This is a genomic window from Dactylosporangium sp. CS-047395 (assembly GCF_050942185.1).
Taxonomy (GTDB): domain Bacteria; phylum Actinomycetota; class Actinomycetes; order Mycobacteriales; family Micromonosporaceae; genus Dactylosporangium.
This window is the reverse complement of sequence record NZ_CP192015.1, coordinates 8,633,232-8,658,636: the sequence shown is the minus strand read 5'-3', so window position 1 is coordinate 8,658,636 and position 25,405 is coordinate 8,633,232. Positions and strand designations below refer to the sequence as shown.

Here is a 25,405-nt window from a genome sequence, read left to right as displayed (position 1 = left end):
CTAACGCCGGGCCGCGCCGGAACTCATCGGTGCCCGGCGGAAGTTTTTTCCAGCGCGAGCGCCTGGGTCACGACGAGGTCCTCGATGCCGTACAGCATCCGCTCCATGTCGGGGCGAGGTAGCACGGCGGCGTCGGCGGTCATGGCCAGCTCCAGGCTGCCGGGGGCGTCCTGGGCGTCGAGGGCGAACGTGGTGTTGCGCCGCGGGGCGTGCTCGACGGGCCAGCTCAGCGTGGTGCGCGCGAGGGCCTCGGTGAGCGGCCCGTCGGGCGCCTGGCCGTACCCCTCGATCGGGATGAGGCCGCGCGTGTCGTTGACGAAGCAGGAGTGGTCGGCGGGCGCGACGAGGCCGGCGAGGTCGCGGGTGAGGGCGAGCTTGTCGTAGTACGCGTGCCGCTGGGCCGACAGCGCGGCCCCGAACGTGCGCCGGACCAGACCGGGGAAGTCCTCGGCGGGATCCGGCAGGAGCAGCAGCCCCTCCTGGGCGATCGTGTTCACGGCGCCCGCCATGCCCGGCAGGAACCGGTTGTTCACCACGACCTGGAAGAGCGCCTCGGGGGCGGAGCCGAGCCGGGCCGCCGCGCCCGCCGCCGCGGCCAGCAGGACCGCGCCCTGGTTGACCTCCAGCCCGGCCGCGACCCGGGCCAGGGCCAGCGCGAGAGCGGGGGAGTTGAGCACGGCGTTGGGGAACGCCGCGGCCGGCGGGCGGCCGGCCCGGTCCGGGAACTGGCTCGCCGGGCCGCGGCCGAGCTTGTCCAGCCAGGCCCGGCGGGCGGCGGCGTCGCGCCGGCGGCCCTTGTCGGAGGCCTGGTACTCCGCCTCCTCCAGCGGCTGGGTCCGCTCGTCGGTGCTCAGCGGGCGCCCGGCGGCGAGCGCGGCGGCGTCGGCGAGGAGGTTGCGCAGGCCCCAGCCGTCGGAGGCGGTGTGGGAGAGGGACAGGATGAGGTACCCGGCGCGCCCGCCCGCCGTCACCACCCCGGCCCGCACCGGCAGCTCCCGCTCGGCGTCGAACGGGATCGCCTGCAGCTCGTGGTAGAAGGCGTACGCGGCCGCGGTGACGTCGTCCGCCGCGCGCACGTGCAGGTCGATCGCGCCGGCGGCGTGCACCACCTGGTCGAGGCGGTCGCCGTCCCAGCGCAGGGTCGTGCGCAGTGAATCGTGCCGCAGCAGCAGGGCGCGCACGAGCCCGGCGAGTTCGTCCAGGGGGAGCGGAGGGTCCAGCGGCAGCCCGCCGCTCACGTTGTACCGCGCGGCATCATCCCCGAGCCGGCGCACCACGTCCCAGATCGCGCTCTGCCCCCAGGTGGCCGGCCCCGCTGCGGAACGTCCCTCGGCGAACGCGATCTGCTCCACGCGGTGCAGTCTCACGGATCGATGTGACGGTTGTCGACGCCCGCCCCGTCGCCATATACCGTCCGTCGAGTCATCGGATCCGGTGACTCGTCGGTAGACGCGCGTGTATGTCCCGATTAGCGCAGGTCAACTGCGCTTTTCGGTGGATCGATCTGGATCGGTTGATCCGGCCCACTGTCGGCGGTTCTTACCCTGAGCGACCTGGGCGGCCCTGGTTGGGTAGAAATCGCAGATGCTGCGAAACGGCGTGGTTTGCAACCGCCAAGATAAGCAATAGCATCGAGAACGTCCGATTGCTGAGGACCGATGCTGGACGCATCGGCCCCCCGCAACGCGCCGTCAGGCGTTTCATCGGGTCGAACACGGCACGACGAAGTGCCTTTGCACAATTCAGCGACGGTGTCGGTAGCACTGGCGCTGATTTAGCACGTCGTTAGTGGGCGGAATCGAAGCGGCCTAGCTTCGTGCCGTCCACGAACGACGTCCAATCGCTGGCCGTAAATGTCAAAACGGGCCCGGCGGAATTCTTGCTGTCACGGACGCCAATACTTGTTCCGGCGACTGCGACTTCCACACAATTGGCGCCGCCATTGCCGTTGCTTCGGCTGCTTTTATGCCAGGCGGAGTGACGAAAATCATTAGCCATACATGGCACACCTCCTTTCCTCGAAGACTCCTCGGCCCTCAGAGGTCGTCGAGCAGGCTCTGGATCATGCCGGCCGACTCCTCCGGCGTGAGTGCTCTGGTGCTGAGGCGCTCGAATTCGACCCGGTAACGCTTGACCTCTGCAGGCTGCTCCTCGTAGTAGTCCCCGGCAAGTCCTTCGAGGTAAACGACGTCAAGATGGGCGACGTCTGGGAACTCCAGCAGTGCCACCGAACCGCCGAGGAACTTGTGTTCGCCCGCGGAGTACGGCAGCACCTGGAACGTCACGTTGCTACGACGGCCGGCCTCGATGAGTCGTTCCCATTGCCCGCGCATGACTTCCGGCCCGCCGATCATCCGGCGCACCACGGACTCGTCCACGATCGCCCACAGGGTCAGCGGCGAGGGCCCGGAAAGCCGCCGCTGCCTGGTGATACGCAGCTGGATGCGGCGCTCGTTGGCCGACTGCGGGTCTTGGCTGCGGCCGCTGCCGATGAGCGCGCGCATGTAGGGCTCGCTCTGCAGCAGCCCGGGCAGCACGATGGGCTCCCAGACCTTCGCCGAGGAGGCGTCGGCCTCCATCCCGACGAAGTTGCCGGGCCGCATGACGTCCTTGTAGTCGGTCCACCAGCCGCGCTGTCGGGCCAGCCGGGCCAGGGTCATGAGGGCGTCGCGGTACTCGCTGTCGGCCACGCCGTACAGCGTCAGCAGGTCGTTGACGTCCCGCGGGGTGACGGGAACCCGCGCGTTCTCGATGCGCGTGACCTTTGCACTGTGCCATTCGAACTGGCGCGAGACGGCTTCCTGGGTGAAGCCCGCCTCCTCCCGGCACTTCTTCAACTCGGCGGCGAGTCGACGACGGCGCAGCGTGGGCCCCTCGTCGACAGTCACCGAAACCTCCTCGGGCGTTCTCGCGGTGTCTGTCTCCACGGCTGTGATCCTATGCAATTTGGCGTTGACCGATACTAGGAGTCTAGTACTCGTTGCACTACGCGCAGTGCTTGGTACATGATGCTGGGGACGTCGAGGATGAACCTTTATTCATTCATGATCTCCTTTTGCCTAGTGCCGGGGAGCGTGATTCGCCGTGCTTGCCAACAGCTACTACCTCATTGCCCACGACGATCGGACCGGACGTTCCCGGCTGCACCCAAGGGCGACCGGCCTCGGGCTCGCGGCGGGGCTGCTCGGCGAGCTCATGCTCTTCGGACGCCTGCGCGCGATGACCGGGGACCTGTACGTCGTCAGCCACGAACCACCGGGTGACTCCCTCTCCCATACGCTGCTGGACCTCCTGGTGGCCCAGCCGCAGCACAAGGAGATCCGCACCTGGCTCGCCTACCTCTCCCAGGACGCCGCCGACCAGGTCGGTGAGCGGCTGCTGCGGGCCGGCGTGGTCGAGCCGGTCACCAAGCGGAAGCTGCTCAGCGCCCAGACCCTCTACATGCCCGTGAGCCCCGACCAGCGCAACGCGGCGGCGTGGGAGTCCATCCGCCTCGCCGAGGCGCTGGGCCGGCGCCGGTCGATGAACCTCTCCGACCGGGTGCTGGTCGCGCTGGTCGTGGCGACCGGGCTCACGCGGTACGTGTTCTTCAGCCCCCAGCAGCAGCGCGACTGCATGCAGGCGATGCCGGGGATCTTGAGCTCGCTCCCGGACGACCTCGTCCAGCTCGTGCAGTACACCGAGGCCGCGGTCGGCTCCGCGCTCGCCGCCGGTCGTCGCTGACCCCCCAGCGCACGTCCCGCTCAAGGAGAGACGAAGACTATGGCGCGTACCACCCTGACCGGGCCCGACATCGTCGCGCGCGGGCTGGCCAACAACCGGCTCGGCGTGCCGTCGGTGGTGTTCTTCGGCGTCGCGGGCGCCGCACCCCTGACGGTGATCCTGGGCTCGATCTCGACGATCTACGCCGTCGTCGGCAACACCGCCGTCCCCCTCGTGTACTTCGTGGCCGCCCTCATCCTGTCCCTGTTCACCGTCGGCTTCGTGGCCATGAGCCGGCACATCGTCAACTCCGGCGCCTTCTACAGCTACATCAGCCACGGCCTGGGCCGCATGATCGGGGTGGCCGCGGCGTTCATCGCGCTGCCCGCCTACGCCGCCATGCAGATCGGCCTGCTCGGCCTGTTCGGGGTGGTCGCCTCGGGCATCCTCGCGGCCAGCGGCATCCAGGCCAGCTGGTTCGTGTGCTCGCTGGTGGGCTGGTTCCTGGTGGCGATCCTCGGCGTGCTCTGGGTCGACCTCAGCGGCAAGGTCCTCGCCGTGCTGCTCACCGTCGAGATCGCGATCGTGCTGATCTACGACTTCGTGATGCTGGCCCACCCGCACGGCGGCAAGGTCGACTTCGGCCCGCTCAACCCCCAGCAGCTGGCCACCCCCGAGGTGGTCGCGATGCTGGTCCTCGCGATCGCCGGCTTCGTGGGCTTCGAGGCCACCGTCGTGCTCTCCGAGGAGGCCAAGGACCCGAAGAAGACCATCGGCCGGGCCACCCACTGGGCGGTCTTCCTGCCGGGCGTGCTCTGCGGCGTCTCGGCGTTCGCCATGTCCACCAACGCCGGCGACATCGTGGGCAAGGCCAACGAGGACACCACGAACCTGGTGTTCAACCTGGTCGCCCCCTACGTGCCCGAAGCGCTGGTCAACACCGGCTACATCCTGTTCCTCACCAGCGTGTTCGCCGCGATGCTGGCGTTCCACACGTCGGTCACCCGCTACCAGTTCGCCCTCGGCCGCGAGCGCGTCCTCCCGCGCATCTACGGCTCCGCGCACCCGCGCACCGGCGCCCCGATCGCGGGCTCGCTCACCCAGAGCACACTGGCGCTGGGCGTCCTCATCGTGTACTTCGTGACGCACACCGACCCGCTCGTCCACCTGTTCGCGTGGATGACCGTCGCGGGCGGCCTCGGCGTGCTGATCCTCATGTGGGCCACGTCGGCGGCGGTGGTCGGCTTCTTCCTGCGCGACCGGCGCCGGGAGAACGTCTGGCGGGCCCGCATCGCCCCGCTCCTCGCCTTCCTGCTGCTGAGCTTCGTGCTCCTGGCGACCGTCGTCGGCCTCGGCGACCTGCTGCAGGTGCCCGACGACTCGCCGTTCAACTGGCTCTTCTCCACCATCTACGCGCTCTGCGCCCTCTTCGGGATCGGCTGGGCCGCGATCATGCGCGGCTCCCGCCCGGACGCCTACGCCGGCATCGGCCGCGGCACCGAGGGCTTCGTGGCGGCGGAGAGCGTCTTCGGGCGGCCCACGAGGCCGCACCGGGTCACCGCCGACGTCGCACACCATGCGGCCTGAACCGGCTCCGTCCACCGGCCGTTTTCCTAGACAAGAGCCCCCGCGGCTCGTTCGGGAGAGGATCACATGACGCACGCCATTCAGGACGTTGTCCTCCGCGACATCGACCCGGTGACCCCCGAAGAGGTCACCGAGGTGCTCGTCGCCGCGATGGCCGACGGCGCGGTCGCGCGCTGGCTGATGCCCGAGGACCGGCTGCGGCGCGAGTCCAGCCCGGAGTACTTCGCCATCTTCGCCGAGCACGCCCTGCGCCACGGCGAGGTGTACGCCAGCGTCGACCCGATCGACGGCAAACTCTCCGGCGTCGCTCTATGGTTCCCACTGACCCGGGCGATCCCGGCCCCGGTGGACTACGACAGCCGGCTCAAGGACGTCACCGGCTCCGGGTTCGACCGCATCTGCGAACTCGACGCGGCCCTGGAGGCCGAGCACCCGCTCGGGCCGCACCACTACCTGGCCTTCATCGCGGTGCGGCCCGATCGGCAGAACCTCGGCATCGGCAGCTCACTGCTGGCCCGGCACCACGCCAGGCTGGACCGCGCCGGCCTCCCGGCCTACCTGGAGGCCAACGACCCGCGCAACCGCGAGCTGTACCTACGCCACGGCTACGAAAGCCGGCCCCCGGTCCTGCTGCCCGACGGCCCGCCAGTCTGGCCAATGTGGCGGGAACCCCTGCTATAGAAACCTTTGAGCGCACCAGACCACCCGGTGCCGAATAACTGCTGCACCGGTAGCCCCCGGTGCCAGGGCGCCCATACAGTGCGAAGACTTCCGGTGCATCCAAGCCACGGTGCGGTGTTGAGGGGGTGTGGGTGGAGCGAAGCTCCCCCACCGCTCTTCAGTACATCGAACGGTCAAACCCCACTGCCAAGGCGCCCATACAGTGCAAAGACTTTCCGGTGCCTGCAGACCCCGGTGCCGAGACCGTCCGGTGCATGCAAGCCCCGGTGCGGGACCGTCCGGTGCATGCAAGCCCCGGTGCTGAGACCGTCCGGTGCCTGCAAGCCACGGTGCGGTGTTGAGGGGGTGTGGGTGGAGCGAAGCTCCCCCACCGCTCTTCAGGACATCGAACGGTCAAACCCCGCCGCCAAGGCGCCCATACAGTGCTGAGACTTTCCGGTGCAAGCAAGCCCCGGTGCCAAGGCTTTCCGGTGCCTGCAGGGCACAGTGGCTCTCACACAGACGGGAACTCGTAAAGCCAATACTGCTGCTCGTCGATGCGCTGAGCTTTGACGTCACCCGAGAGGCGGTGCAGCATGAGGCGGACGACGCGGGCCATGTGCCGGACCTCGTCGGTGCGGTTGCAGAAGTCCAGGGCGATGAGGCCGTTCTGCGCCGATGCGGTCTGGTACATCGCGGTGACGAGCTCGCCGAACGCGGTGGCCGCCCGGGCGTCGGCCTGGGTGGCCACGAAGCCGCAGTACCAGATGCGCTTCTCGGCGAAGTGCACCGGCCAGCGGCGCTCGAAGTAGGGCGGCGAGATGAGCGGCACCGCCGTCAGGTCGTTGGTGTAGATCGATGCTCCGCGCACCGTGTCGTCATCGTCGAGACACAGATACTTGTGGACCCTGGGATCGTCCATCACGTCGTCGAACTCGTGCCGGTACATCAAGTGGCGCTGGACGGCCAGCGCGTTGAGCTCGGCGAAGGCCTCCGAGTAGAGTCTCCACGCCTCTTCTCGCAGCTGGCCCTGCACGAGATCGACAATCTTGACGTTCATGTCGAGCACTCCGATCGCCGTCGGCCGGGCACGTGGTTTGCCCCGTTCATCTGGTGTCGATCAACAATTTTCGATCGATGGTGCATTGAGAGTAGTCCAACTGTCACCGAGTGCAATATGGTGCTGCGTAGATACGACGCCATCTGCGATCTCGGGAGGGTCCATGGACCGCCTCGACGCCTTCCCGTCACCCCCTGAGCTGGTCATCGACCTGGATCGGGTGGCCGCCGCGTACCGTGAATTCATCTCCGCGTTGCCCGGCGTGGCCGTGCACTACGCGATGAAGTGCAACCCGCACCCGGAGATCCTCGGGCTGCTGCACGCCCTGGGTGGCCGGTTCGAGATCGCCTCCGCGACCGAGCTCGACGCGCTGGTCGCGATCGGCGCCGACCCGGGCCAGGTGCTGTCGAGCAACCCGGTCAAGCCGCTGCCGCACGTCGCCCGCCAGCACGCGGCCGGCGTGTGGCGCTTCGCCTTCGACTCCGAGGACGAGCTGGACAAGATCGCCGTCGCCGCGCCCGGTGCCGCCGTCGTGGTCCGCCTGGCCGCGCACCAGATCCGCAGCGGCGTGCCGAGCGAGGGCAAGTTCGGCGTCGACGCCGACCACGCCGTGACGCTCATGCTCGCCGCGCGCGAGCGGGGGCTGCGGCCCTTCGGCGCGGCCTTCCACGTCGGCTCCCAGATGCTGCTGCCGCACGCGTGGCGCGCGCCGCTGCGGGCCGTCGGGTACCTGATGTCCAAATTGGCGGCCGAAGATGTCTTCTTGCAAATGGTGAACCTCGGCGGCGGATTTCCCGCGCGGTACACCGGAAAAATCCCGCCGCTGGCGGACTATGGTGCGGTGATCGGCGCCGCATTGGCCGATCTTCCGTATCCCGTGGCGGCCGTCTGCGAGCCCGGGCGGGCCCTCGTGGCCGAGGCCGGAACGCTGCACACGACCGTGATCGGCACCGCCGTGCGGGGCGGCCGGCGCTGGGCGCACCTCGACGTGGGCGCCTTCAACGGCCTCATGGAGAGCCTGGAAACCGGCAATGAGCTGCGCTTTCCCGTCAGCGACAGCCGGGCCGGGGCGAGCCGCGACCGGTTCCACCTCACCGGGCCGACGTGCGACAGCCAGGACACGATCATGTTCGACGTCGAGCTCTCGGCGGACCTGCGGGCCGGCGACCGGGTGACCCTCGGCGGCACGGGAGCATATACCACAGTCTATGCATCAAGATTCAACGGCTTCGATGCGCCAATGATCCGTTGTGTGACTGGTGTGGCCATTGAAACCAGTGATGACGCTGCGTACTGTGGTTGACGCGCTCCGTTTCCATCCGTCCTGCGGTCTTTCCCCTGGTCCCACGGAGGAATAGTGTCCGGAATCCGCCGGGTCGCCACCGCGCTTGCCGCCGCGGCGCTCTTATCCACCACCGTCGTCGCCGCCACCGCCGGATCGGCCGCCGCGGCCGCCGATGCGGTCGCCGCCGGCGGATACGCCGCCGTCATCAAGCGCACCTCCTACGGGGTGCCCCACATCACCGCCTCGAACCTGGGCTCGGTCGCCTTCGGGCAGGCCTGGGCCTACGCCGAGGACCGCTTCTGCGACCTGGCCGACCAGGTCGTCAAGGTGCGCAGCGAGCGCTCCCGCTACTTCGGGCCGGGCCCGGACAACGCCAACCTCGCCACCGACTTCGCCTACGCCAACCTCGGCGTCATGGAGAAGGCCCAGGCGCAGGCGGCCACGATGACCGGCGACACCCGCGACATGGTCAACGGCTTCGTGCGCGGGTACAACGCCTTCCTGGCCACCAAGGGCGCGGCCCGCGTGCCGGGCTGGTGTGCCGGGCAGCCGTGGGTCAAGCCGATCACCGCGGTGGACCTGCTCGCGTACGACCGCGACATCGCCCTGCTGGCCAGCGGCGGCGCGCTGCTGGCCCCGATCGCGGCCGCGGCGCCCCCGTCGGCCGCCGCCCTCGCCGTGTCCAAGCAGCAGGTGAAGGACGACTTCGCCCAGCTGACCGAGCAGAGCCGGGCGGTGTCGAGCAACGGCTGGGCCCTCGGCGCCGACAAGTCGCAGACCGGCAAGGGCATGCTCATCGGCAACCCGCACTTCCCGTGGGAGGGCGAGCTGCGCTTCTGGGAGTCGCACCTGACGGTGGGCAGCAGCCTCAACGTCTACGGCGCGAGCCTCGGCGGCCTGCCCGGCGTGCAGATCGGCTTCACCGACAAGGTCGCGTGGACGCACACGGTCGCGGCCGGCGCCCGCTACACGTTCTACTCGGTGAACCTGGTGCCGGGGCAGCCCACGAAGTACACGGTGGACGGCACCCCGGAGGCGATGACCGGCAAGCCGGTGACGCTGAAGGTCAAGCAGCCCAACGGCTCGCTGGCCGACGTGACGCGCACCATGTACTCGACGCGGTACGGCCCGGTGCTCGACCTCTCGGCGATCGACCCCTCGCTGGGCTGGAACGAGTTCTCCGCGATCACCTACCGCGACGCGAACATCGACAACGACAAGCTCATCCCGACCTGGCTGGCCATGGCCCGCGCGAGCGACACCAACGGCCTGAAGAACGCCATCGCGGCCAACCAGGGCATCCCGTGGGTGAACACGATCGCCACCGACTCGGCCGGCAACGCGTTCTACACCGACTCCTCGCCGACGCCGAACCTCTCGCCGGCCTCGATCGCGGAGTGGGCGAGCAACCCGCTCGGCCTGCTCGACGGCAGCAACAGCGCCAACGCCTGGGTCGTCGCGCCCGGCGCCCGCTCGCCGGGGCTGGTGCCGTTCGCGCGGCAGCCGCAGCTGACCCGCCGCGACTACGTGTTCAACTCCAACGACAGCCACTGGGTGCCCAACGCCAACCAGTTCCTGACCGGCTTCACGCCGCTGCAGGGCCCGGAGGGCACGCCGCTGACGGTCCGCTCGCGGCAGAACGTCAAGCTCATCAACAGCCAGGCCAAGTTCGACCTGGCCGGGCTGGGCACGACGATCCTGTCCGGGGACACCTACACCGCCGCCCAGCTGGCCGCCTACACGGTCTCCTCCTGCCAGGCCCGCGGCCACACCCCGGTCGTCGTGGACGGCACCGCGGTCGACATCAGCGCCGGTTGTACGGTCCTAGCCTCCTGGGACAAGCAGTTCGAACTCGCCAGCCGGGGCGCGGTGCTCTGGCGGGAGACGGTCGGCGCCGTGGTCGCGGCCAACCCCGAGGCCGACCCGCTGAACCAGGCCGGCCCGCTGTTCGGGGTACCGTTCAACCCGGCCGACCCGACCCGCACCCCGCGCGGCGCCCCCGCCTCGCCCGACGCGCTGCTGCAGGGCCTGGCCCGGGGCATGCAGCGGATGCGGGCCGTGGGGCTGGCGCTGAACGTGCCGATGTCGCAGGTGCAGTACACCGTGAAGAACGGCCAGAAGATCCCGGTCCCCGGCTCCACGGAGAACATCGGCATCGCCAACATGGCGCAGTACCAGGCCATGCCGGGTTCCTCGCTCGAGCCCTTCATGGACCCGGGGACCTTCGTGCCGGGCAGCGACCTGACCGACAAGGGCTACGTCGTGAACTACGGGACGAGCTTCCTGCTCACGCTGGCCTACACCAGCAGTGGCCCGTCGGCCAAGTGCATCCTCACCTACTCGGAGTCCGGCGACCGCAACTCGCCGCAATACACGGACCAGACCCTGTTGTACTCCCAGAAGCGCCTCCGTGACTGCTCGTACTCGACCGCGGCCATCAACGCCGACACCAAGTCGGTCGAGGTGATCGCCGCGACCGCCTGATCCCCGCACCTCCGGCCGCGGCCCGGGCTTCGTCCCGTCGAGCCGCGGCCGGCTCGTGTGGTCGTGGCCGGCTCGTGTGGTTGCGGCCTTGGCTTCGTTTCGTCGGGTCGTGGCCGGCTTGTGTGGTCGCGGCCCGAGATTCGTCCCGTTGGGTCACGGCCGGCTTGTGTGGTCGCGGCCCGAGATTCGTCCCGTTGGGTCACGGCCGGCTTGTGCGGTCGCGGCTCGGGCTTCGTCCTGTCGGGCCGCGGTCGGCTTGTGTGGTCGCGGCCCGGGCGTCGTCTCGTCGGGTCGCGGTCGGGTCGCGGTCGGCTCGGGTGGTCGCGTGGTCGCGCTCTCTCGGGTTTTTTCGCGTTCCTTGCCGGGCGCGTGTTGCGCCGGCGCGACTTCGCTCGATGTACAAGGGTGACCCACGCCTGACCTGGGTGGCTGGTTCGGCACTGGATCAGGGACTAGGGTGTCGTGGGGAGCGGGGCACATGGCGGTGTCGAGCCGGGAGGTTGGCATGCAGGCCCAAGACCGGCCGAGCGTTCCTCCCGCGCCTACCGCCCCCTCACCCTCCGTGTCCATGCCGGCACCCACACCGCTGCGGCCGTCCTCGTTCCGCTCGCGGGTCAGCCGGTCCCTTGCCTCCCGCAACGTCCTGCGCGGCCGCGGCGCCCCAGCGCCGAGCGCCATCGGACCCGACGACGACACCGTCGAGGTCACGCCGCTGAGCCTGCTGGAGGACCAGACGGTCGCCATCGTGTCACGGGCGGCCGTCATGAAGCTCGCGGGCCTCGCGCCGGCATCGCCCCCCGACACCGACGCACCGCCCGGCGCGGATGTGCGGGCGGGTCGCGGGCTCGATGCCGGGGCCGGTGGCTGGACCATCGAGCGGGTGCTGGCCGAGCGGGCCGTCGAGCCGCTCTTCCAGCCGATCGTCGAGCTGAGCAGTCTGCGGCCGGTCGGGGTCGAGGCGCTTGCCCGTGGGCCGGTCGGGTCGGGGCTCTGGCGGGCGCGGGACCTCTTTGCCGCGGCCGTCGCTGCCGGGCGGCTGGCTGAGCTTGACACGCTGTGCGCCGAGCGGGCGCTGGAGCAGGCCCGCGCCGCTGGGTCGCCGCCGCCGCTCGTGTTTGTCAACGCTGAGCCGGCCGTGATTGACCAGCCGTTGTCGGCGCGGTTGCGGGAGCTGATGGCGGATTCGCCGTTCCGGATCGTGCTGGAGTACACCGAGCGCGCCCTGTCGGCCCATCCGGCGGGGTTGTTGCAGTTGGCGGCGGCGGTACAGGCGAAGGGGCACTGTCTTGCCCTTGACGACGTGGGCGCCGACCCGATGTCGCTGGCGTTCCTGCCGCTGCTGGAGCCGGAGGTCGTCAAGCTCGACCTGCAGCTGGTGCGCGCCCCGCACGCGCCGCGGACCGTGGAGGTGGTGGCCGCGGTGAACGCGGTGGCCGAGCGGACCGGGGCGCTGATCGTGGCCGAGGGCATCGAGACGCTGGAGGACCTCGCCAACGCGCGGGCGCTCGGGGCGCACTGGGGGCAGGGTCTGTACTTCGGAGGCCCCGGACCGCTCTCCGACGTGGCGCCGTTCGTCGCGGGGTCCGGGCGGTCGGCGCGGCCTGAGGGTGGCACCGGGTCGCTGCCCGAGGTGGCGCCGTTGGGCGCGGGGTCCGGGCGGTCGGCGTGGCCTGAGGGTGGTCCCGGGTCGCTGTCCGGCGGCGCGTCGTTCGGGGTCGTGGCTGGGCCGCATGCGCTGCGGGAGTCGCGGCCGGACGTGCATCTGCCGGTGGGGACGCCGTTCGCGGCGGCCGAGGCGCGTGGGAAGGTGCGGGCGGCGAACCCGGAGGCGTTCGCGGCGCATCTTGAGCATGTGGTGCGGCGGGCCGGGAGTGGGGCGGTGGTGCTCGCGTCCTGCACCGATGCCGTCACCGCGCGGTCGTGGCTGCCCTCGCTGACCGGGCTGGCCGATCGGGCCGCGTTCGTGGGGCTGGTGGCGCCGCTGCATCCGGCGGCGGTCGGGCCCGGGGTGCGGTTCGCGCAGGGGCCGGGGGCGGCGGTCGAGGAGTGCGCGTTCGTCGTCGTGGCGCCGCGGTACACGGCCGCTGTGTGCGGGCGCGGGTCGCACCGGGCGATGGAGTTCGCGCACACCGAGGACGGCGCACTGGTTGCCGCGATGGCCCGGATGATCCTGCAGCGCCTGCCGCGCTGAGGATCGCCGCCGTGGTCTGGAACGCCGCCGTGGTCTGGAACGCCGCCGTGGTCTGGAACGCCGCCGTGGTCTGGAACGCCGCCGTGGTCTGGAACGCCGCCGTGGTCTGGAACGCCGCCGTGGACGACTTCGAGTTGGCGGGGGAGCGGCCCGATACCGTGACCGCGACCAACCGGGGTGACCTCGCGGCCACGCTTGTGCACCTGTACCGGGGTGGGCCGGCCGCGGAGTTGCTCGCCGCCGCCGACGGGTATGCGCGGGCGATCGCTGACGGGATGCCGCGGTACGGCGGGCGGATCGCGCTCGTCATGGACCAGTCGGCGTCGATGCGGGGGTACGGCAACCGGGAGTGGGCCGTGCTCTCGCAGGTCGCGGCGCTGCGGATGGTGCTGGAGCGGGTCGCGCCCGGGCTCGTTGTCGTGGCCGCGGGTGGATCTCAGGGCCGGCCTGGTGGCGCTACCGACCTCGCTTCGGCGGTGCTCGATGCCGCCGAGACGCGGCCCGATGTCATCGCGGTGGCGTCCGACGGGTACGAGAACGTGTACCCGGGCGACCTCGCGCGTGTGGCCGCGGCGCTGCCGGGGGCCGGGATCGGTGCGCCGGTCGTGTTCTGCCAGGCCGTGTTCGGGCGGGCCGACGACCTCGCGCTGCGCCGGGCCGCCAGCGGGCTGCCGCTGCGCACGTTCTGGCACTCGGGCGACCTGGCCGGGCTGGTGCTCTGGATGCTGTCCCAGGTGGACGGTCCGGAGGCGGGCCGCTGGGTCGAGCTGGAGCTGCGGCGCCGGTTGGCCGCATTCGAAACGGCATTGGAAGGTGTACCGCGATGAGCCGGCTCGTCATGCTCCCGCGCGCGATCGACGTGGCGGGATACCGGCTGGGCACCCCGCAGAAGGCGGGCGCGCTCACCATGGTGCCCGTCTTCGGGCCCTCCTACCCGGGCATCGTGGCGCCCCGCCGCGGGTTGAAGCTCGGCCGGGTCGTCACGTACGGCCAGGTCGAGCTGGCCAACCCGGCGGCCTCGGGGGTCGCGATCGTGCCGCTGCACGTGGGCTACATCCAGGACGCGGCGCAGAACCACGCGCTGTGCCGGTCGGCGTTCATCGCGGCCGGGCAGACGCTGCGCTTCGACGACGCGTGCTGCGTGCAGGAGTCCCAGGGCGGGTACCTCGCCGGCCGCGACGACCAGTGGTTCTTCGTGCTGCCGGTGGAGCTGCGGGCGGCCGCGCTGCGGATGCGCGGCCAGAGCCGGTACAGCAAGCTCTGGAACGACATCGCCACGTTCAACCGCGGCCACGGATTGCCGGCGCGGGGCCACCTGGAGCAGGTGCTGACGCGGCAGCGGGCGGGGCTCACGCAGTACCGGAGCAGGCTTGAGCTTGTTGATGAGCAGCTCGGAGCGCTGTTCTTCGTCGGGGACCGGCTGGCCGGGGTGGAGATCGCGCCCGACCCGGAGTATTTCGAGGACGTGTGGGCCGCGCTGGTGTGCTTCGCCTATGGGCCGGCGGCGTGGTTCCGGACCGCCGCGGAGGACGACGGTGCGGCGTTGCGCGCGGACAGCGTCGCCGGGCTGCGGGCCGAGCTCGCGGCGCGGCGGGCGAGCGTGGCCGACGAGGTGAGCGCGTGGCTGGCGGCGGCGGACTGGCGGCCGGGGGAGCCGGTGGAGGAGGAGCGCTACCTCGACCTGCGGCTGTCCACCGTGGACAGTGGCGCGGTCGCGGGGCAGTTCGTCACCGACGGCTCGCGGCTGGTCTACGCCTCACTGTTCGCCGCGTAAATGCTTTGACCGCAACGGTTGCGGGGCGTTTACTGAAGACCTGCGGGACTGAGCCAGGCTCGGCGATAGCCCCTCCGATTCCACATCGGGGTACGACAGGTATCGCATATCAGCGGTTTGACTGCTTAATGTCGCCACGGCGCTGGCCGCCCACCCGCTTCATTTGAGGCGTTCGTTGAGCCCCTCGACGAACGCCAGCACGCCCGGCGGGCCGTCCACGATGAGGTCGGCCCGCTCGGCGAGGCGCGGGACCTCGTCGGAGCCGCTGCACACCTTGAGCCCGGCGACGCCCGTCTCCCGGAGCCGCTCGACCGCGTCGAAGGCGGCCAGGTCGCCGAGGTCGTCGCCGAAGTACGCCACCGCGTGCGCCCGGTGCCCGGCCACGATCGCCTCCAGCGCGTGACCCTTGTCGATGCCCGGCGGGCGCAGCTCCAGCACCATCCGGCCCGGCTCCACCGCCAGCCCGTGCCGCCCGGCCAGTTCGGCCAGGGGCTCGCCGAGGGCGGCGAACGCCTCCTGCGGCGCGTCGGCCCGGCGGGTGTGCACGGCCACCGACATCGCCTTGTCCTCGATGGACACCCCGGCGAACCCGGCCACCTCCAGCAGCGCCGGCAGCTCCGCGCGGGCCGCGGCCACGCCGGCCGGCACCGGCTCCGAGACGACCGCGCGGGTGGCCCAGTCCCAGCGCTGCATGCCGTACACGCCGAAAATCGAGAAGTGCTCGAGCGCGGCCAGATCGCCCAGGTCCCCGAGGCGCAGCACGTCGGCGACGGGCCGTCCGGTGATGATCGACACCGACCCCACCAGCTCGGCGAGGCGGCCCAGCGCGGCCACGACGCCCGGGTAGGGGCGCGACAGCCCGGGATCGGCCACGATCGGCGAGAGCACGCCGTCGAAGTCGAACGCGAGCGACGCCTCCTGCGGGCGGTCCAGGATCGCGGCGAGCCCGGCGGCGCCGGCCTCCGTTCCGGGGGTCCTCAGCACCATACTTTGCAGGCTACCGGACCACACCTGCTGGCAACCGGCCAGACGGCACACGTCACACATCACGTCGGAGGAGTTCGCGATGGGTTCAGCGGCGAGTCACTGGGTGCGCTGGCACGACGACTACGACCAGCCGGGCTCGTTCCTCGCCCAGCGGCTGCGGCTGGTGACCGGGCACGTGGCCGCCGCGATCGCCGCCCGGCCGGCCGGACCCGTCCGGCTCGTCAGCATGTGCGCTGGTCAGGGCCGGGATGTGGCCGGCGCGCTCGACGGGCATCCGCGGCGCGGGGACGTGGTCGGGCGGCTGGTCGAGCTCGATCCGGCCAACGTGGCCGACGCGCGGGAGCGGCTGGCCGGGAGCGGGCTCGAGGTCGTGGAGGGCGATGCCGGGACGGCCGCGGCGTACGCCGGGTTCCTGCCCGCCGACGTGCTGCTCGTCTGTGGCGTGTTCGGGAACGTGTCCGAGCGGGACATCCGCCGTACCGTGTCCGCGCTTCCGGGCATGTGCCTGCCCGGCGCGCGGGTCATCTGGACGCGGCACCGGCGCTCCGGCGACCTCACGCCGACGATTCGCGCCTGGTTCGCCGAGGCGGGCTTCCGGGAGGTGGCGTTCGACGCGCCCGAGCACATGGAGATCGGGGTCGGCGTGCACGAGCTGGCGGAGCCGCTGTTCACCTTTGTCTAGGCACTGCGATGGTCACCGCCTGGGGGACCGCCTCGGCCTCCAGGCGCTTGACCCGTTTGCGGGCGCCGCCGTCGAGTTCGAGCAGGACCGGTTCGGCGAACTCGGCGTACACCTTGCGGGCGTTTCCCATGCGCACGAACCGTGAGCGATCGGTGCGGCCGGTGGCCATGGTGCCGATCGTGCGCGCCCACTGCAGCGCGCCGCGGGCCGTGGTCACGCCGACCTCGAGCCGGCCGTCGAACGGGCTGGCGTCGTCGAAGGCCTTGATGCCGCCCGAGATCCGGCCGATGTTGCCCAGCAGCAGGCAGGTCGCCGGGCCCTCGAACCAGGGCTGGTCGTCCAGGTGCACGATGGTGTGCACCGGGGCGTCCCCGACGTGCCGCAGCGCGGTGCGCCAGTAGGCGAACCGCCCGGCCCGGCGCTTGAGGTGCTGGTCGGCGTCCTCGATCATCGCGGCGTCGAAGCCGGCCCCCGCCATCACGGCGAAGTGCTCGCCCTCGATCTTCCCGAGGTCGTACCGCCGGCGCTCGCCCCGCAGCCCCACGTCCACCGCCGCGCGGACGTCGCGGGGGATGCGCAGCGCGGTGGCGAACAGGTTCGCGGTGCCGGCCGGGATGATCGCGATCGTCACGCCGGTGCCCGCGACGGCGTCCACGCAGCGCTGGACCATCCCGTCGCCGCCCCACACGAACAGCAGGTCCGCGCCGGATTCGACCGCTTTGCGGGCCTTCTTGGGAGCTTTTTTGCTCTTGGGTACCTCATGCCAGCCGAACTCGCCGACGCCCGCCCGTTCCAGCTCGCGCCGCAACTGCTCCAGGCCGCCACCGAGCGTCTTCTTCCGGTGTGCCACCACCGCTACTTTCACGGCGCGAGCGTACGCGTTGCCCTGCCGATCGGCGCGTTGACGAATCTGTGGCGTCGGTGACTACGATGAGCCTTGATGGACACCACGGACGACGCCCGGACGCGCATCGACACCACGGTCGCGCATCCGGCCCGGCGGTACAACTACTGGCTGGGCGGCAAGGACCACTTCGCCGCCGACCGCGCGTCCGGCGACGCGATCGCGGCGGCCATGCCGGGCGTCAAACTCATGGCGGTGGAGAACCGCGCGTTCATGGGCCGGGCCGTGCGGTGGCTGGCCGACCAGGGCATCCGGCAATTCCTCGACATCGGCACGGGCATCCCGGCGCCGAACAACACGCACGAGATCGCGCAGGCGGTCGACCCGTCCAGCCGCGTCGTGTACGTCGACAACGACCCGATCGTCCTCACCCACGCGCGCGCGTTGCTGACCAGCGCGCCGGGCGGGCGCAACGCGTACATCGACGGGGATCTGCGCGATCCGGCCTCGATCCTGGGCAATGCCGAGCTCGCGGGGACGCTGGACCTGTCGCGGCCGGTGGCGTTGCTGCTGGTGGCGGTGCTGCACTTCATTCGCGAGGACGAGCACCCGCAGGAGATCATCGATCAGCTGACGTCGGCGTTGGCTCCTGGCAGCTTCCTGGTGGCGTCTCATGCGACCTGGGAATACCTGCCTGCTGAGGCTATTGCGGCGTTGACCGCGAACAATGCTGACGGGCGGTTTCAGGCTCGGACGGGGGCTCGGTTCGCGGAGCTGCTTGCCGGGTTTGAGCTGGTGCCGCCGGGGATTGCGTCGGTGGCGTACTGGCATGCGGAGGATGTGCCTGGGCCTCGGCCTTCGGCTGAAGAGGTTGCCTGCTTCGGGGCGGTTGCGCGCGTTCGGTAGTTCGCGGTTCGCCGTCGGCTTCTGATACGCCGGGACGCTGATTGCCGGTGCTGCTGACCCGGCGCGTGACCCGCCCGGCCGCGGGTTAGCGCGGGTTAGCGCCGCTCGTGTGACACGCCCAGCCGCCGGTTAGCGCCGCTCGGCTGGCACGCCCAGCCGCCGGTCAGCGGCGCTCCTGTGACACGCCGGGCCGCTGGTCGGCGCCGCTCGTGTGACTCGCCCAGCCGCCGGTGAGCGCCGCTCGGGTGACTACGCCCAGCCGCCGGTCAGCGCCGCTCCTGTGACACGCCCGGAAGCGGGTTAGCGGCCCTCCGGACATATCCGATTTATCGCTCGTCAGGCGAAAAATGCGATAAGTCGTGGCGCGGCAGCGCCCGACTTATCGACTATCACCCCGGGGTATATACCGGGTGTACATCCGCGGTGTATGGTCAGCGGCATGAGCGTTCCACTCACGCTGCTGGGCCTGCTCGAGCGCGAGCCCAGCCACGGCTACGACCTGAAACGCGACTACGACATGTTCTTCGGCCGCGGCCGCCCGCTGCCGTTCGGCCAGGTGTACTCGACGCTCGGCCGGCTCGCCCGCGACGGGAAGGTCGTGATCAGCGAGGTCGAGGCGGGCGAGGGGCCGGAGCGCAAGCGGTACGTGATCACCGAGCTCGGGGCGACCGAGGTCGACGCCTGGCTGGCCCAGCCCGTCGAGCCCGAGCCGCACCTGCAGACGGTGCTGTTCTCCAAGGTCATGCTGTCGCTGATGCTGGAGCGGCCGGCGGGGGAGTACCTCGACATGCAGCGCGCCGCCCACCTGGCCCGGATGCGCGAGCTGCACGAGATCAAGAAGGGCGACGACCTCATCGAGGCGATGCTGGCCGACCACGGGCTGTTCCACCTCGAGGCCGACCTGCGGTGGATCGAGCTCACCGTGGCCCGCCTCGACCACCTGGCCGGGCTGGTGCGCAGATGAGCACCCTGATCGAGGCCCGCGAGGTCGTTGTGTCCTTCGGCGAGACCCCGGCCCTGCGCGGCGCGACGTTCGAGGCGGAGCCGGGCGAGATTGTCGCCGTCATGGGGCCGTCGGGCTCGGGCAAGACGACCCTCCTGCACTGCCTGGCCGGGATTCTGGTCCCGGACGGCGGCGAGGTCCGCTTCGACGGGCAGCGCATCGATCGGCTCGGCGAGCACGAGCGCAGCACGCTGCGCCGGGAGCGCTTCGGGTTCGTGTTTCAGTTCGGTCAGCTGGTACCCGAACTCACCGTCGAGGAGAACGTCGCGCTGCCCCTGCTGCTCGGCGGCGCGCGGCGCGGCGAGGCCCTGCGCGCGGCGGGCGGCTGGCTGGAGCGGCTCGGGCTGGCCGGGATGGAGCGCCGCCGCTCGGGCGAGCTGTCCGGCGGGCAGGCCCAGCGGGTCGCGCTGGCGCGGGGCATGATCAACCGGCCCCGGGTGCTGTTCGCCGACGAGCCGACGGGAGCGTTGGACTCGCTCACCGGCGAGCAGGTCATGGACCTTCTGGTGGCGGCGGCGCGGGAGCACGGTACAACCGTCGTGCTCGTCACCCACGAGCCCCGGGTCGCCGTCTATGCCGACCGTGAGGTCATCGTCCGCGACGGGCGCGCGCACGCCCTGACCGCCGGGCGGGGGCGGTCGTGATCCGGCTCGGGCTGCGCCTCACGCTCGCCAACGGACGCGCGGCGCTGCTGCGGTTCGTGCTCATCGCGGTGGCCGTCGCGCTCGGCACCGCCCTGCTGCTGGCCACCGTGGCCGGCGTGCGGGCGGTCGACACCCAGCTCGGCCGGGGCGCCTGGATGCGCGGCCAGCAGGCGGCCGGGGTGGCCGCGGCCGACCCGGTCGTGTGGAGCAACCGCGAGGACTATTTCAACGGCGCCTCCATCTGGCGCATCGACATTGGATTCCAGGGCGACCACCCGCCCGCCGTGCCCGGCATGGCGCGGCTGCCCGGACCGGGCGAGTACTACGTCACCCAGGCGCTGCACGACCTCATCGCCGCGCACCCGGCCGACCAGCTCGGGGCGCGGTTCCCGGGGCGCGAGGCGGGGATTGTCGAGGATCGGGCGGTACCGTCGCCGGATTCTCTTGTGGCCGTCGTCGGCCGCACTCCCGCCGAGGTGCGCGCCATCCCCCGCGCGCACGAGGTCACCGCGATATCCAACGAGCCACTGCAATTGCCGGCCGCGGCGATGGATCTGGTGCTGTCCGTCATCGCCGGAGGGTTGCTCTTCCCACTGCTCGTCTTCATCGGTACCGCGACCCGCCTCGCCGCCACCCGCCGCGAACAACGATTCGCGGCGATGCGACTGGTCGGCGCCACGCCGAGGCAGGTGACCGCGCTCGCCGCCGTCGAGTCGGGCGTCGCCGCCGTGGTGGGCACCGTCGCCGGGTTCGCGCTGTTCCCGGCGCTGCGGGCGGGCCTGGCGGCGGTACCGCTGAGCACCGAACGGTTCTTCCCCGCCGACATCACGCCCGGCCCGGTCCTGGCGGTGCTCATCGCGCTCGGCGTCCCGCTCGGCGCGATCGCCGCCGCCGCGCTCGCCATGCGCCGCGTGCGCATCTCCCCGCTCGGCGTCGTCCGCCAGGTCACCCCGAAACCCCCGCGGGCGTGGCGATTGATTCCAATGGCCGTTGGATTACTCGAACTCGCGTACTTCATCGGCCGCCGCCCCGAGACCTCCAGCGGCCAGACGGCGGCGTTCCTGCCCGGCTTCCTGCTCGTCATGATCGGCCTGGTGATCGCCGGCCCGTGGCTGACCATGACCGCCGCCCGCCTGCTGGCCCGCCGCGCGCGCCGGCTGCCCACCCTGGTCGCCGCCCGCCGCCTGGCCGACAACCCGCAGGCCGCGTTCCGCGCCGTCAGCGGCGTCATGCTCGCCCTGTTCGTGGTGAGCGTCGCCACCGGCGTCATCGGCACGATGAATGACGAGCGCGGCGTGCACTACGGCCGGCTCGCCGCGGTGACCCTGGTCCAGTTCACCGGCCGCGAGGGCCTGCCCGCCGACCTGACCCTGCCGCCGGTGGAGGGCGTGACGTTCGCCGTCACTCTGCCCCGCAACCCGGACGACGGCCCGTCGAACCTCATCGCGTGCGCCGACCTGGCCCGCATCCCGCAGTACGGTGCTTGTCCGGCCGGCGCGCAGTACGCCCAGATCTGGGGCAACCTCGTCGGCTTCGACCAGGTCCGCACCGGCGTGGGCGCCGCCACCGTCTGGCCGGCGTCCCCGCTCACCGCCGCCCAGGTCGCCCAGCTGCCGCCCGACACGCTCGTCGTCGGCCTGGACGGCGACCCCGCGACGACGGAACGCGCCCGCACGGCCATGGTCCTGGCCTTCCCGGACTACGAGGTCCCCCCGATGACCGACGTCGAACGCGGCAGCAACGCCCGCACCCAGATGGCCCTGTTCCAACGCCTGGCCAACGTCATCATGCTGTTCAGCCTGCCGATCGCGGGCTGCAGCCTGGCCGTGAGCGTCGCCTCGGGCCTGGCCGACCGGCGCCGCCCGTTCAGTTTGCTGCGCCTGACCGGGGTACCGCTGCGCATGCTCCGCCGCGTGGTGGCCCTGGAGTCCGCGGTGCCCTTGCTGGCGGTGGCGGTCCTGGCCGGCGCCACGGGCTTCGGCGCGGCCCAGCTGTTCCTGCGCGCCCAGATGGGCTACACCCTGACCGCGCCGGGCTGGTCGTACTACGCGCTGACGGCCCTGGGCCTGGCGGTGTCCCTGGGCATCATCGCCTCGACCCTGCCGCTGCTGTCCCGCATGACGGGCCCGGAAACGGCCCGCAACGAGTGACGCAGAATGCAACGTCTTTCGGCCGGAAATCCCCGCCGAACCATCCCTCCCGGCCGGCGCGACCGGGCGCTACCGTGCCCGCCGCGCCCCGGCAAGGATCGTCTGATGCACATCGAGCGCTCCACGCTTCCGGTCAGCGAACTGATGGGCCAGATCACCCGGACCGAGATCCGGCTGCCGGAGCTGCAACGCAGTTACGTGTGGCGGCCGACGCAGGTCGCGAAGCTGATCGACTCCCTCTACCGAGGGTTCCCGTTCGGCTCGCTGCTGTTCTGGCAGTCCGACGAGGAGCCGGCGACCCGCGCGATGGCGGTGGAGGGTGCGACGGAGAAGCCGTTCAAGCCCCCGCTGTATCTGCTCGACGGCCAGCAGCGGCTGACCTCCCTGCACCGCGTATTCGACGACCACAAGGAGGCGCAGGTCGTCTTCCATGTGGAGAAGGAGCGTTTCCAGAACCAGAGCGCCGCCACGGCGACCGACGCGAACTGGATCAAGGTGCATTCCCTGCTGCGCGGCGGGAGTTCGCTGACGGCGATGACGCGCCGGTTGCGGGATGCGGGCTGCCAGCTCGACGAGTACGAGATCGAGCAGCGCCTGGGCCGGGTGCGCCTGCTGGGGGACCGGACCTTCCAGGTGGAGACCCTGCGCAACTGCACCTACGAGGAGGTCTCCGAGATTTTCGTGCGGGTCAACAGTGCCGGCCGCCACCTCAGCCGCGCGGACCTGGCCATGTCGACGCTCTCCGCACGGTGGAAGGGCGTGCTGGACAAGTTCGAGAAGGAGGAGGCCCACTGGCGCGCCGCCTCCTACGGCGACCTCGACGTCGACTTCCTCGTGCGGACGTTCGCGGCCGCGCTCTTCGGCGGCGGCATGTCGTCGTGGTCCGTCAACGATCTCAGCCGCGTCGGCGAGACCGACCTGGTGAAGGCCTGGGCGACCGTCCAACGTGGACTGCGTCACCTCGTTCCCCTGCTGAAGGGCAACCTCGGTGTCACCGACTCGAGCCCGCTGCCCTCGCTGACCCCGCTGATCCCCCTGGTGGTGTTCCTCGGCGAACGGCCCAAGGAGCCGCTCGCCGACCAGGCCGAGGACGCGATCATCTACTGGCTCCTCATCGCGATCATCCGGGCCCGCTACTCCACGGCGACCGACACCAACCTCGCGCGGGACGTCCAGGCCGTCCGCAAGCCCGAACCGGTCCGCGAGCTGCTGGCGAACCTCGGCGTCCTGCAGACCGTCCCGAGCATCACGGCCGACTCGCTGATGGGCCGGTCCAAGGAGAGCCCGTACTTCTTCCTGAGCCTGCTCGTGGCCCAGCGCAACGGTGCCCGCGACTGGTATCACGCGAACGGGATCATGCCGGGCGACACCGACGACCACCAGTTGCAGTTCCACCACGTGCACCCGGTGGCCACGCTCGGCGCGTACGACAAGGGCGACATCAACGACCTGTCCAACCTGGCCTTCATCTCCCGCAAGGCCAACCTGCTCATCAGCGACCGCTCACCGGCCGAGTACTTCCCGACCGTCGGCGACAAGCACCTGACCGCGCACTTCATCCCGCTCGACGAGGACCTGCGGGTCGCCGCGGCGTTCCCGAACTTCCTCAAGCGGCGCCGGGAGCTGCTGGCCAAGGCGATGACCGACCTGCTCGCCTCGTTCCGCCCGGCCTGGCTCGACCAGTTGCCGAGCGGGCCCGCGACGACCAGCGACGGGTACAAGCTCACGATGGTGTACTACGGCAGCGTCTGGAAGCCCGGCCCGCTGTTGTTCCGGGCCTCCGGGGCCGGGATCGCCTGGAGCGGCGCCACCGAGATGGAGGACTTCGAGGAGGCGATCGAGGCGGCCGCGAACTACGGCACCCCCGGCGACGTGACCATCAACGGCGAGTCCGTGCCGGTCCAGGTCGTCGAGGGCGCCATCGAGGTGCCGATCGGGCCGTTCCTGGTGTCCGGGACGGGGCCGGAGTGGCTCGACATCGTGGCGCGGGAGAAGGGTTCGATGCAGTCGCCGCTGCGGATGCCGGTGGTGGAGGAGAAGCCCTGGGCCGGCGAGCGGATTGCGCTGCCGGCCAGTAGTACCGACTAGCGGTCCCAGGCGCCCGAGAAGACGGAGGCGGGGCGGTTGAGGAGACCGGCCGTACCGGCGGCGATGTTTTTGCGCAGTTGGGCCTTTGACTTGGCGCCCTTGGACGTCACGGGTGGACCGATGCGATCGGCCAGTTCGCGCATCTGGGGCAGGGAGAGGTCCTTGTCGCGGGACTGGAGGTAGCGGTCAACTGCGTCCTCCTCGGTCAGGGCCTTGATCTCGGCGATGATCTCGTCCAGGTCGGCCTTGGGCGCCTTGGGAGTCTTGGCGCGGGCCGTCGCGGCCAGGGGGGTCGCGGTGCCGTCGGTGTCGCGGAACTCGACGTGGGCGCGGCCCTCGGCCAGGGCGGTCAGCTGGTCCTCGGTGAGGGTGCCGAGGAGCCGGCCGATCTCGTTGAGCGCGAGCGCGGCCAGCTTGGGGGATTGGGTCACGTCACAACCTCTCGAACATGGTGAGCAGCTCGTCGACGCAGTCGTTCAGGTTGGTGCGGATTTCGGGGGCGATGCCGTTGGCGAGCATGGTGGGTACGCCGAACCGGCCCGATGCCGCGTAAGCGCTGCTGCGATCCCGGAGCAGGGTGCCGAACACCGGCACGCCGAGGGCGGTCACCTCGTTGATGAACTGGGCCTGCACGTCGATCGGGCCGCCGTTGTGCCACTGCACCATGGTGAACAGCACGGCCACGCGGGGCATGCGCATCACGGGTACGCCGTCGGGGGCGGCCTCGCGGTGCTTGTTGAAGGCCCTGGTGAGCTCGAGCAGGCGCTGGCCCATGACCTGGATCGCCTCGGTGGACAGGAAGTCCGGCCGGGCCGGCATGAGGAGCATGTCGGCGGCGACGGTGGCCATCTTGGTGGTGAGCGAGAAGGCGGGCGCGCAGTCGATGAGGACCACGTCGTACTTCGAGAAGGCCGGATCAGCCAGATCCTCGGCCAGCCGGCGGTGCAGGTCCACGAACTTGGCCGCCCGGATGTTGCCGGTGTTGTCCACGGCGCCGGGGATGAGGCTCTCGGAGTTGATGATGAGCGGGTCGGACGGCACCAGCTCCAGCCAGCCGCCCTGCTTGCCGATCAGGGCGTTGCACCGCGGCGGGCTGAACACGAGGTCGGCCAGCACCTGCGCGCGGCCCCTGTCCGGGGCGCGGAACCAGGCGCCGATGGTCTGCAGCTTCGACAGGAACAGCTGCGACTCGTCGACCGTGAAGAACGACTTGGTGAGGCTCGCCTGCGGGTCGAGGTCGATCATCAGGACCTTCATGCCGCGCGCGGCCAGGCCGGCCCCGAGGTTCGCGGTGATGGTCGTCTTGCCGACGCCGCCCTTGTTGTTGACGACCGCCACGATCCTCACGCCCACCACCT

Annotated in this window: 22 protein-coding genes; 14 read left to right on the top strand and 8 right to left on the bottom strand. The window is 70.9% G+C overall.

Annotated features, from left to right (window positions below):
* Positions 1-23 precede the first annotated feature (23 nt).
* From ACQP00_RS40415 to ACQP00_RS40405, 3 genes are all read right to left on the bottom strand, one after another.
* Complete coding sequence (locus tag ACQP00_RS40415) at positions 24-1,367, bottom strand: condensation domain-containing protein (protein WP_433206935.1); 1,344 nt, start codon at positions 1,365-1,367, stop codon at positions 24-26.
* Between the two features lie 418 nt (positions 1,368-1,785).
* Complete coding sequence (locus ACQP00_RS40410) at positions 1,786-1,998, bottom strand: DUF397 domain-containing protein (RefSeq protein WP_433047604.1); 213 nt, start codon at positions 1,996-1,998, stop codon at positions 1,786-1,788.
* 38 nt (positions 1,999-2,036) lie between these two features.
* The gene (locus tag ACQP00_RS40405) at positions 2,037-2,888 is read right to left on the bottom strand and encodes a helix-turn-helix domain-containing protein (protein ID WP_433206932.1); all 852 of its coding nucleotides are present in this window, start codon (positions 2,886-2,888) and stop codon (positions 2,037-2,039) included.
* Positions 2,889-3,084: 196 nt separating this feature from the next.
* On the opposite strand from ACQP00_RS40405, the gene ACQP00_RS40400 reads away from it, so the two are divergent.
* The 3 genes from ACQP00_RS40400 (at position 3,085) to ACQP00_RS40390 (ending at position 5,970) form a co-directional block, all read left to right on the top strand.
* Entirely contained in the window at positions 3,085-3,723 is a 639-nt protein-coding gene (locus ACQP00_RS40400) for a GOLPH3/VPS74 family protein (RefSeq protein ID WP_350624973.1), read from the top strand.
* A gap of 39 nt (positions 3,724-3,762) precedes the next feature.
* Positions 3,763-5,289 carry an APC family permease gene (locus ACQP00_RS40395; RefSeq protein WP_433206929.1) on the top strand — a complete coding sequence of 509 codons (1,527 nt, stop codon included), beginning with the start codon at positions 3,763-3,765 and terminating at the stop codon, positions 5,287-5,289.
* A gap of 66 nt (positions 5,290-5,355) precedes the next feature.
* On the top strand, positions 5,356-5,970 hold the full coding sequence (locus ACQP00_RS40390; protein WP_433206926.1) for a GNAT family N-acetyltransferase: 615 nt from the start codon (positions 5,356-5,358) through the stop codon (positions 5,968-5,970).
* A gap of 493 nt (positions 5,971-6,463) precedes the next feature.
* Here ACQP00_RS40390 and ACQP00_RS40385 read toward each other — a convergent pair whose 3' ends face one another.
* On the bottom strand, positions 6,464-7,009 hold the full coding sequence (locus ACQP00_RS40385) for a hypothetical protein (RefSeq protein ID WP_433206923.1): 546 nt from the start codon (positions 7,007-7,009) through the stop codon (positions 6,464-6,466).
* A gap of 163 nt (positions 7,010-7,172) precedes the next feature.
* Here ACQP00_RS40385 and ACQP00_RS40380 point away from each other — a divergent pair, with 163 nt between their 5' ends.
* From ACQP00_RS40380 to ACQP00_RS40360, 5 genes are all read left to right on the top strand, one after another.
* Positions 7,173-8,312 (top strand): type III PLP-dependent enzyme, encoded by a 1,140-nt coding sequence (locus tag ACQP00_RS40380; protein WP_433206920.1) that lies wholly within the window; start codon positions 7,173-7,175, stop codon positions 8,310-8,312.
* Positions 8,313-8,366: 54 nt separating this feature from the next.
* The gene (locus ACQP00_RS40375; protein ID WP_433206917.1) at positions 8,367-10,778 is read left to right on the top strand and encodes a penicillin acylase family protein; all 2,412 of its coding nucleotides are present in this window, start codon (positions 8,367-8,369) and stop codon (positions 10,776-10,778) included.
* A gap of 568 nt (positions 10,779-11,346) precedes the next feature.
* Entirely contained in the window at positions 11,347-12,969 is a 1,623-nt protein-coding gene (locus tag ACQP00_RS40370; protein WP_433206914.1) for an EAL domain-containing protein, read from the top strand.
* A gap of 11 nt (positions 12,970-12,980) precedes the next feature.
* Positions 12,981-13,796 carry a hypothetical protein gene (locus ACQP00_RS40365; RefSeq protein ID WP_433206911.1) on the top strand — a complete coding sequence of 272 codons (816 nt, stop codon included), beginning with the start codon at positions 12,981-12,983 and terminating at the stop codon, positions 13,794-13,796.
* Positions 13,793-14,743, top strand: coding sequence for an ARPP-1 family domain-containing protein (locus tag ACQP00_RS40360; RefSeq protein WP_433206908.1), 951 nt, complete (start codon positions 13,793-13,795; stop codon positions 14,741-14,743). The genes ACQP00_RS40365 and ACQP00_RS40360 overlap by 4 nt, the downstream gene beginning before the upstream one ends.
* Positions 14,744-14,902: 159 nt before the next feature.
* On the opposite strand, the gene otsB is transcribed toward ACQP00_RS40360, so the two are convergent.
* Positions 14,903-15,730 (bottom strand): trehalose-phosphatase, encoded by an 828-nt coding sequence (gene otsB / locus ACQP00_RS40355; RefSeq protein WP_433206905.1) that lies wholly within the window; start codon positions 15,728-15,730, stop codon positions 14,903-14,905.
* Positions 15,731-15,809: 79 nt separating this feature from the next.
* Here otsB and ACQP00_RS40350 point away from each other — a divergent pair, with 79 nt between their 5' ends.
* Positions 15,810-16,412, top strand: coding sequence for an SAM-dependent methyltransferase (locus tag ACQP00_RS40350; protein WP_433206902.1), 603 nt, complete (start codon positions 15,810-15,812; stop codon positions 16,410-16,412).
* Here the strand turns inward: ACQP00_RS40350 and ACQP00_RS40345 are convergent.
* Positions 16,399-17,277: a diacylglycerol/lipid kinase family protein gene (locus ACQP00_RS40345; protein ID WP_433206899.1), complete on the bottom strand. Its 879-nt coding sequence runs from the start codon at positions 17,275-17,277 to the stop codon at positions 16,399-16,401. The two genes, ACQP00_RS40350 and ACQP00_RS40345, sit on opposite strands and share 14 nt — an antisense overlap.
* Positions 17,278-17,352: 75 nt before the next feature.
* Here ACQP00_RS40345 and ACQP00_RS40340 point away from each other — a divergent pair, with 75 nt between their 5' ends.
* From ACQP00_RS40340 to ACQP00_RS40320, 5 genes are all read left to right on the top strand, one after another.
* Positions 17,353-18,162: an SAM-dependent methyltransferase gene (locus tag ACQP00_RS40340; RefSeq protein ID WP_433206896.1), complete on the top strand. Its 810-nt coding sequence runs from the start codon at positions 17,353-17,355 to the stop codon at positions 18,160-18,162.
* Between the two features lie 439 nt (positions 18,163-18,601).
* Positions 18,602-19,126, top strand: a complete 525-nt coding sequence (locus tag ACQP00_RS40335) for a PadR family transcriptional regulator (RefSeq protein ID WP_433206893.1) — start codon at positions 18,602-18,604, stop codon at positions 19,124-19,126.
* Positions 19,123-19,809 carry an ABC transporter ATP-binding protein gene (locus tag ACQP00_RS40330; RefSeq protein ID WP_433206890.1) on the top strand — a complete coding sequence of 229 codons (687 nt, stop codon included), beginning with the start codon at positions 19,123-19,125 and terminating at the stop codon, positions 19,807-19,809. The genes ACQP00_RS40335 and ACQP00_RS40330 overlap by 4 nt, the downstream gene beginning before the upstream one ends.
* Entirely contained in the window at positions 19,806-21,959 is a 2,154-nt protein-coding gene (locus ACQP00_RS40325) for an FtsX-like permease family protein (RefSeq protein ID WP_433206887.1), read from the top strand. The genes ACQP00_RS40330 and ACQP00_RS40325 overlap by 4 nt, the downstream gene beginning before the upstream one ends.
* A gap of 105 nt (positions 21,960-22,064) precedes the next feature.
* A complete protein-coding gene (locus tag ACQP00_RS40320; RefSeq protein ID WP_433206884.1) occupies positions 22,065-24,047 on the top strand; it encodes a GmrSD restriction endonuclease domain-containing protein in 1,983 nt (660 codons plus the stop codon).
* On the opposite strand, the gene ACQP00_RS40315 is transcribed toward ACQP00_RS40320, so the two are convergent.
* Positions 24,044-24,478 carry a hypothetical protein gene (locus ACQP00_RS40315; protein ID WP_433206882.1) on the bottom strand — a complete coding sequence of 145 codons (435 nt, stop codon included), beginning with the start codon at positions 24,476-24,478 and terminating at the stop codon, positions 24,044-24,046. The two genes, ACQP00_RS40320 and ACQP00_RS40315, sit on opposite strands and share 4 nt — an antisense overlap.
* A gap of 1 nt (position 24,479) precedes the next feature.
* On the bottom strand, positions 24,480-25,394 hold the full coding sequence (locus ACQP00_RS40310; protein ID WP_433206880.1) for a ParA family protein: 915 nt from the start codon (positions 25,392-25,394) through the stop codon (positions 24,480-24,482).
* Positions 25,395-25,405: the final 11 nt, after the last annotated feature.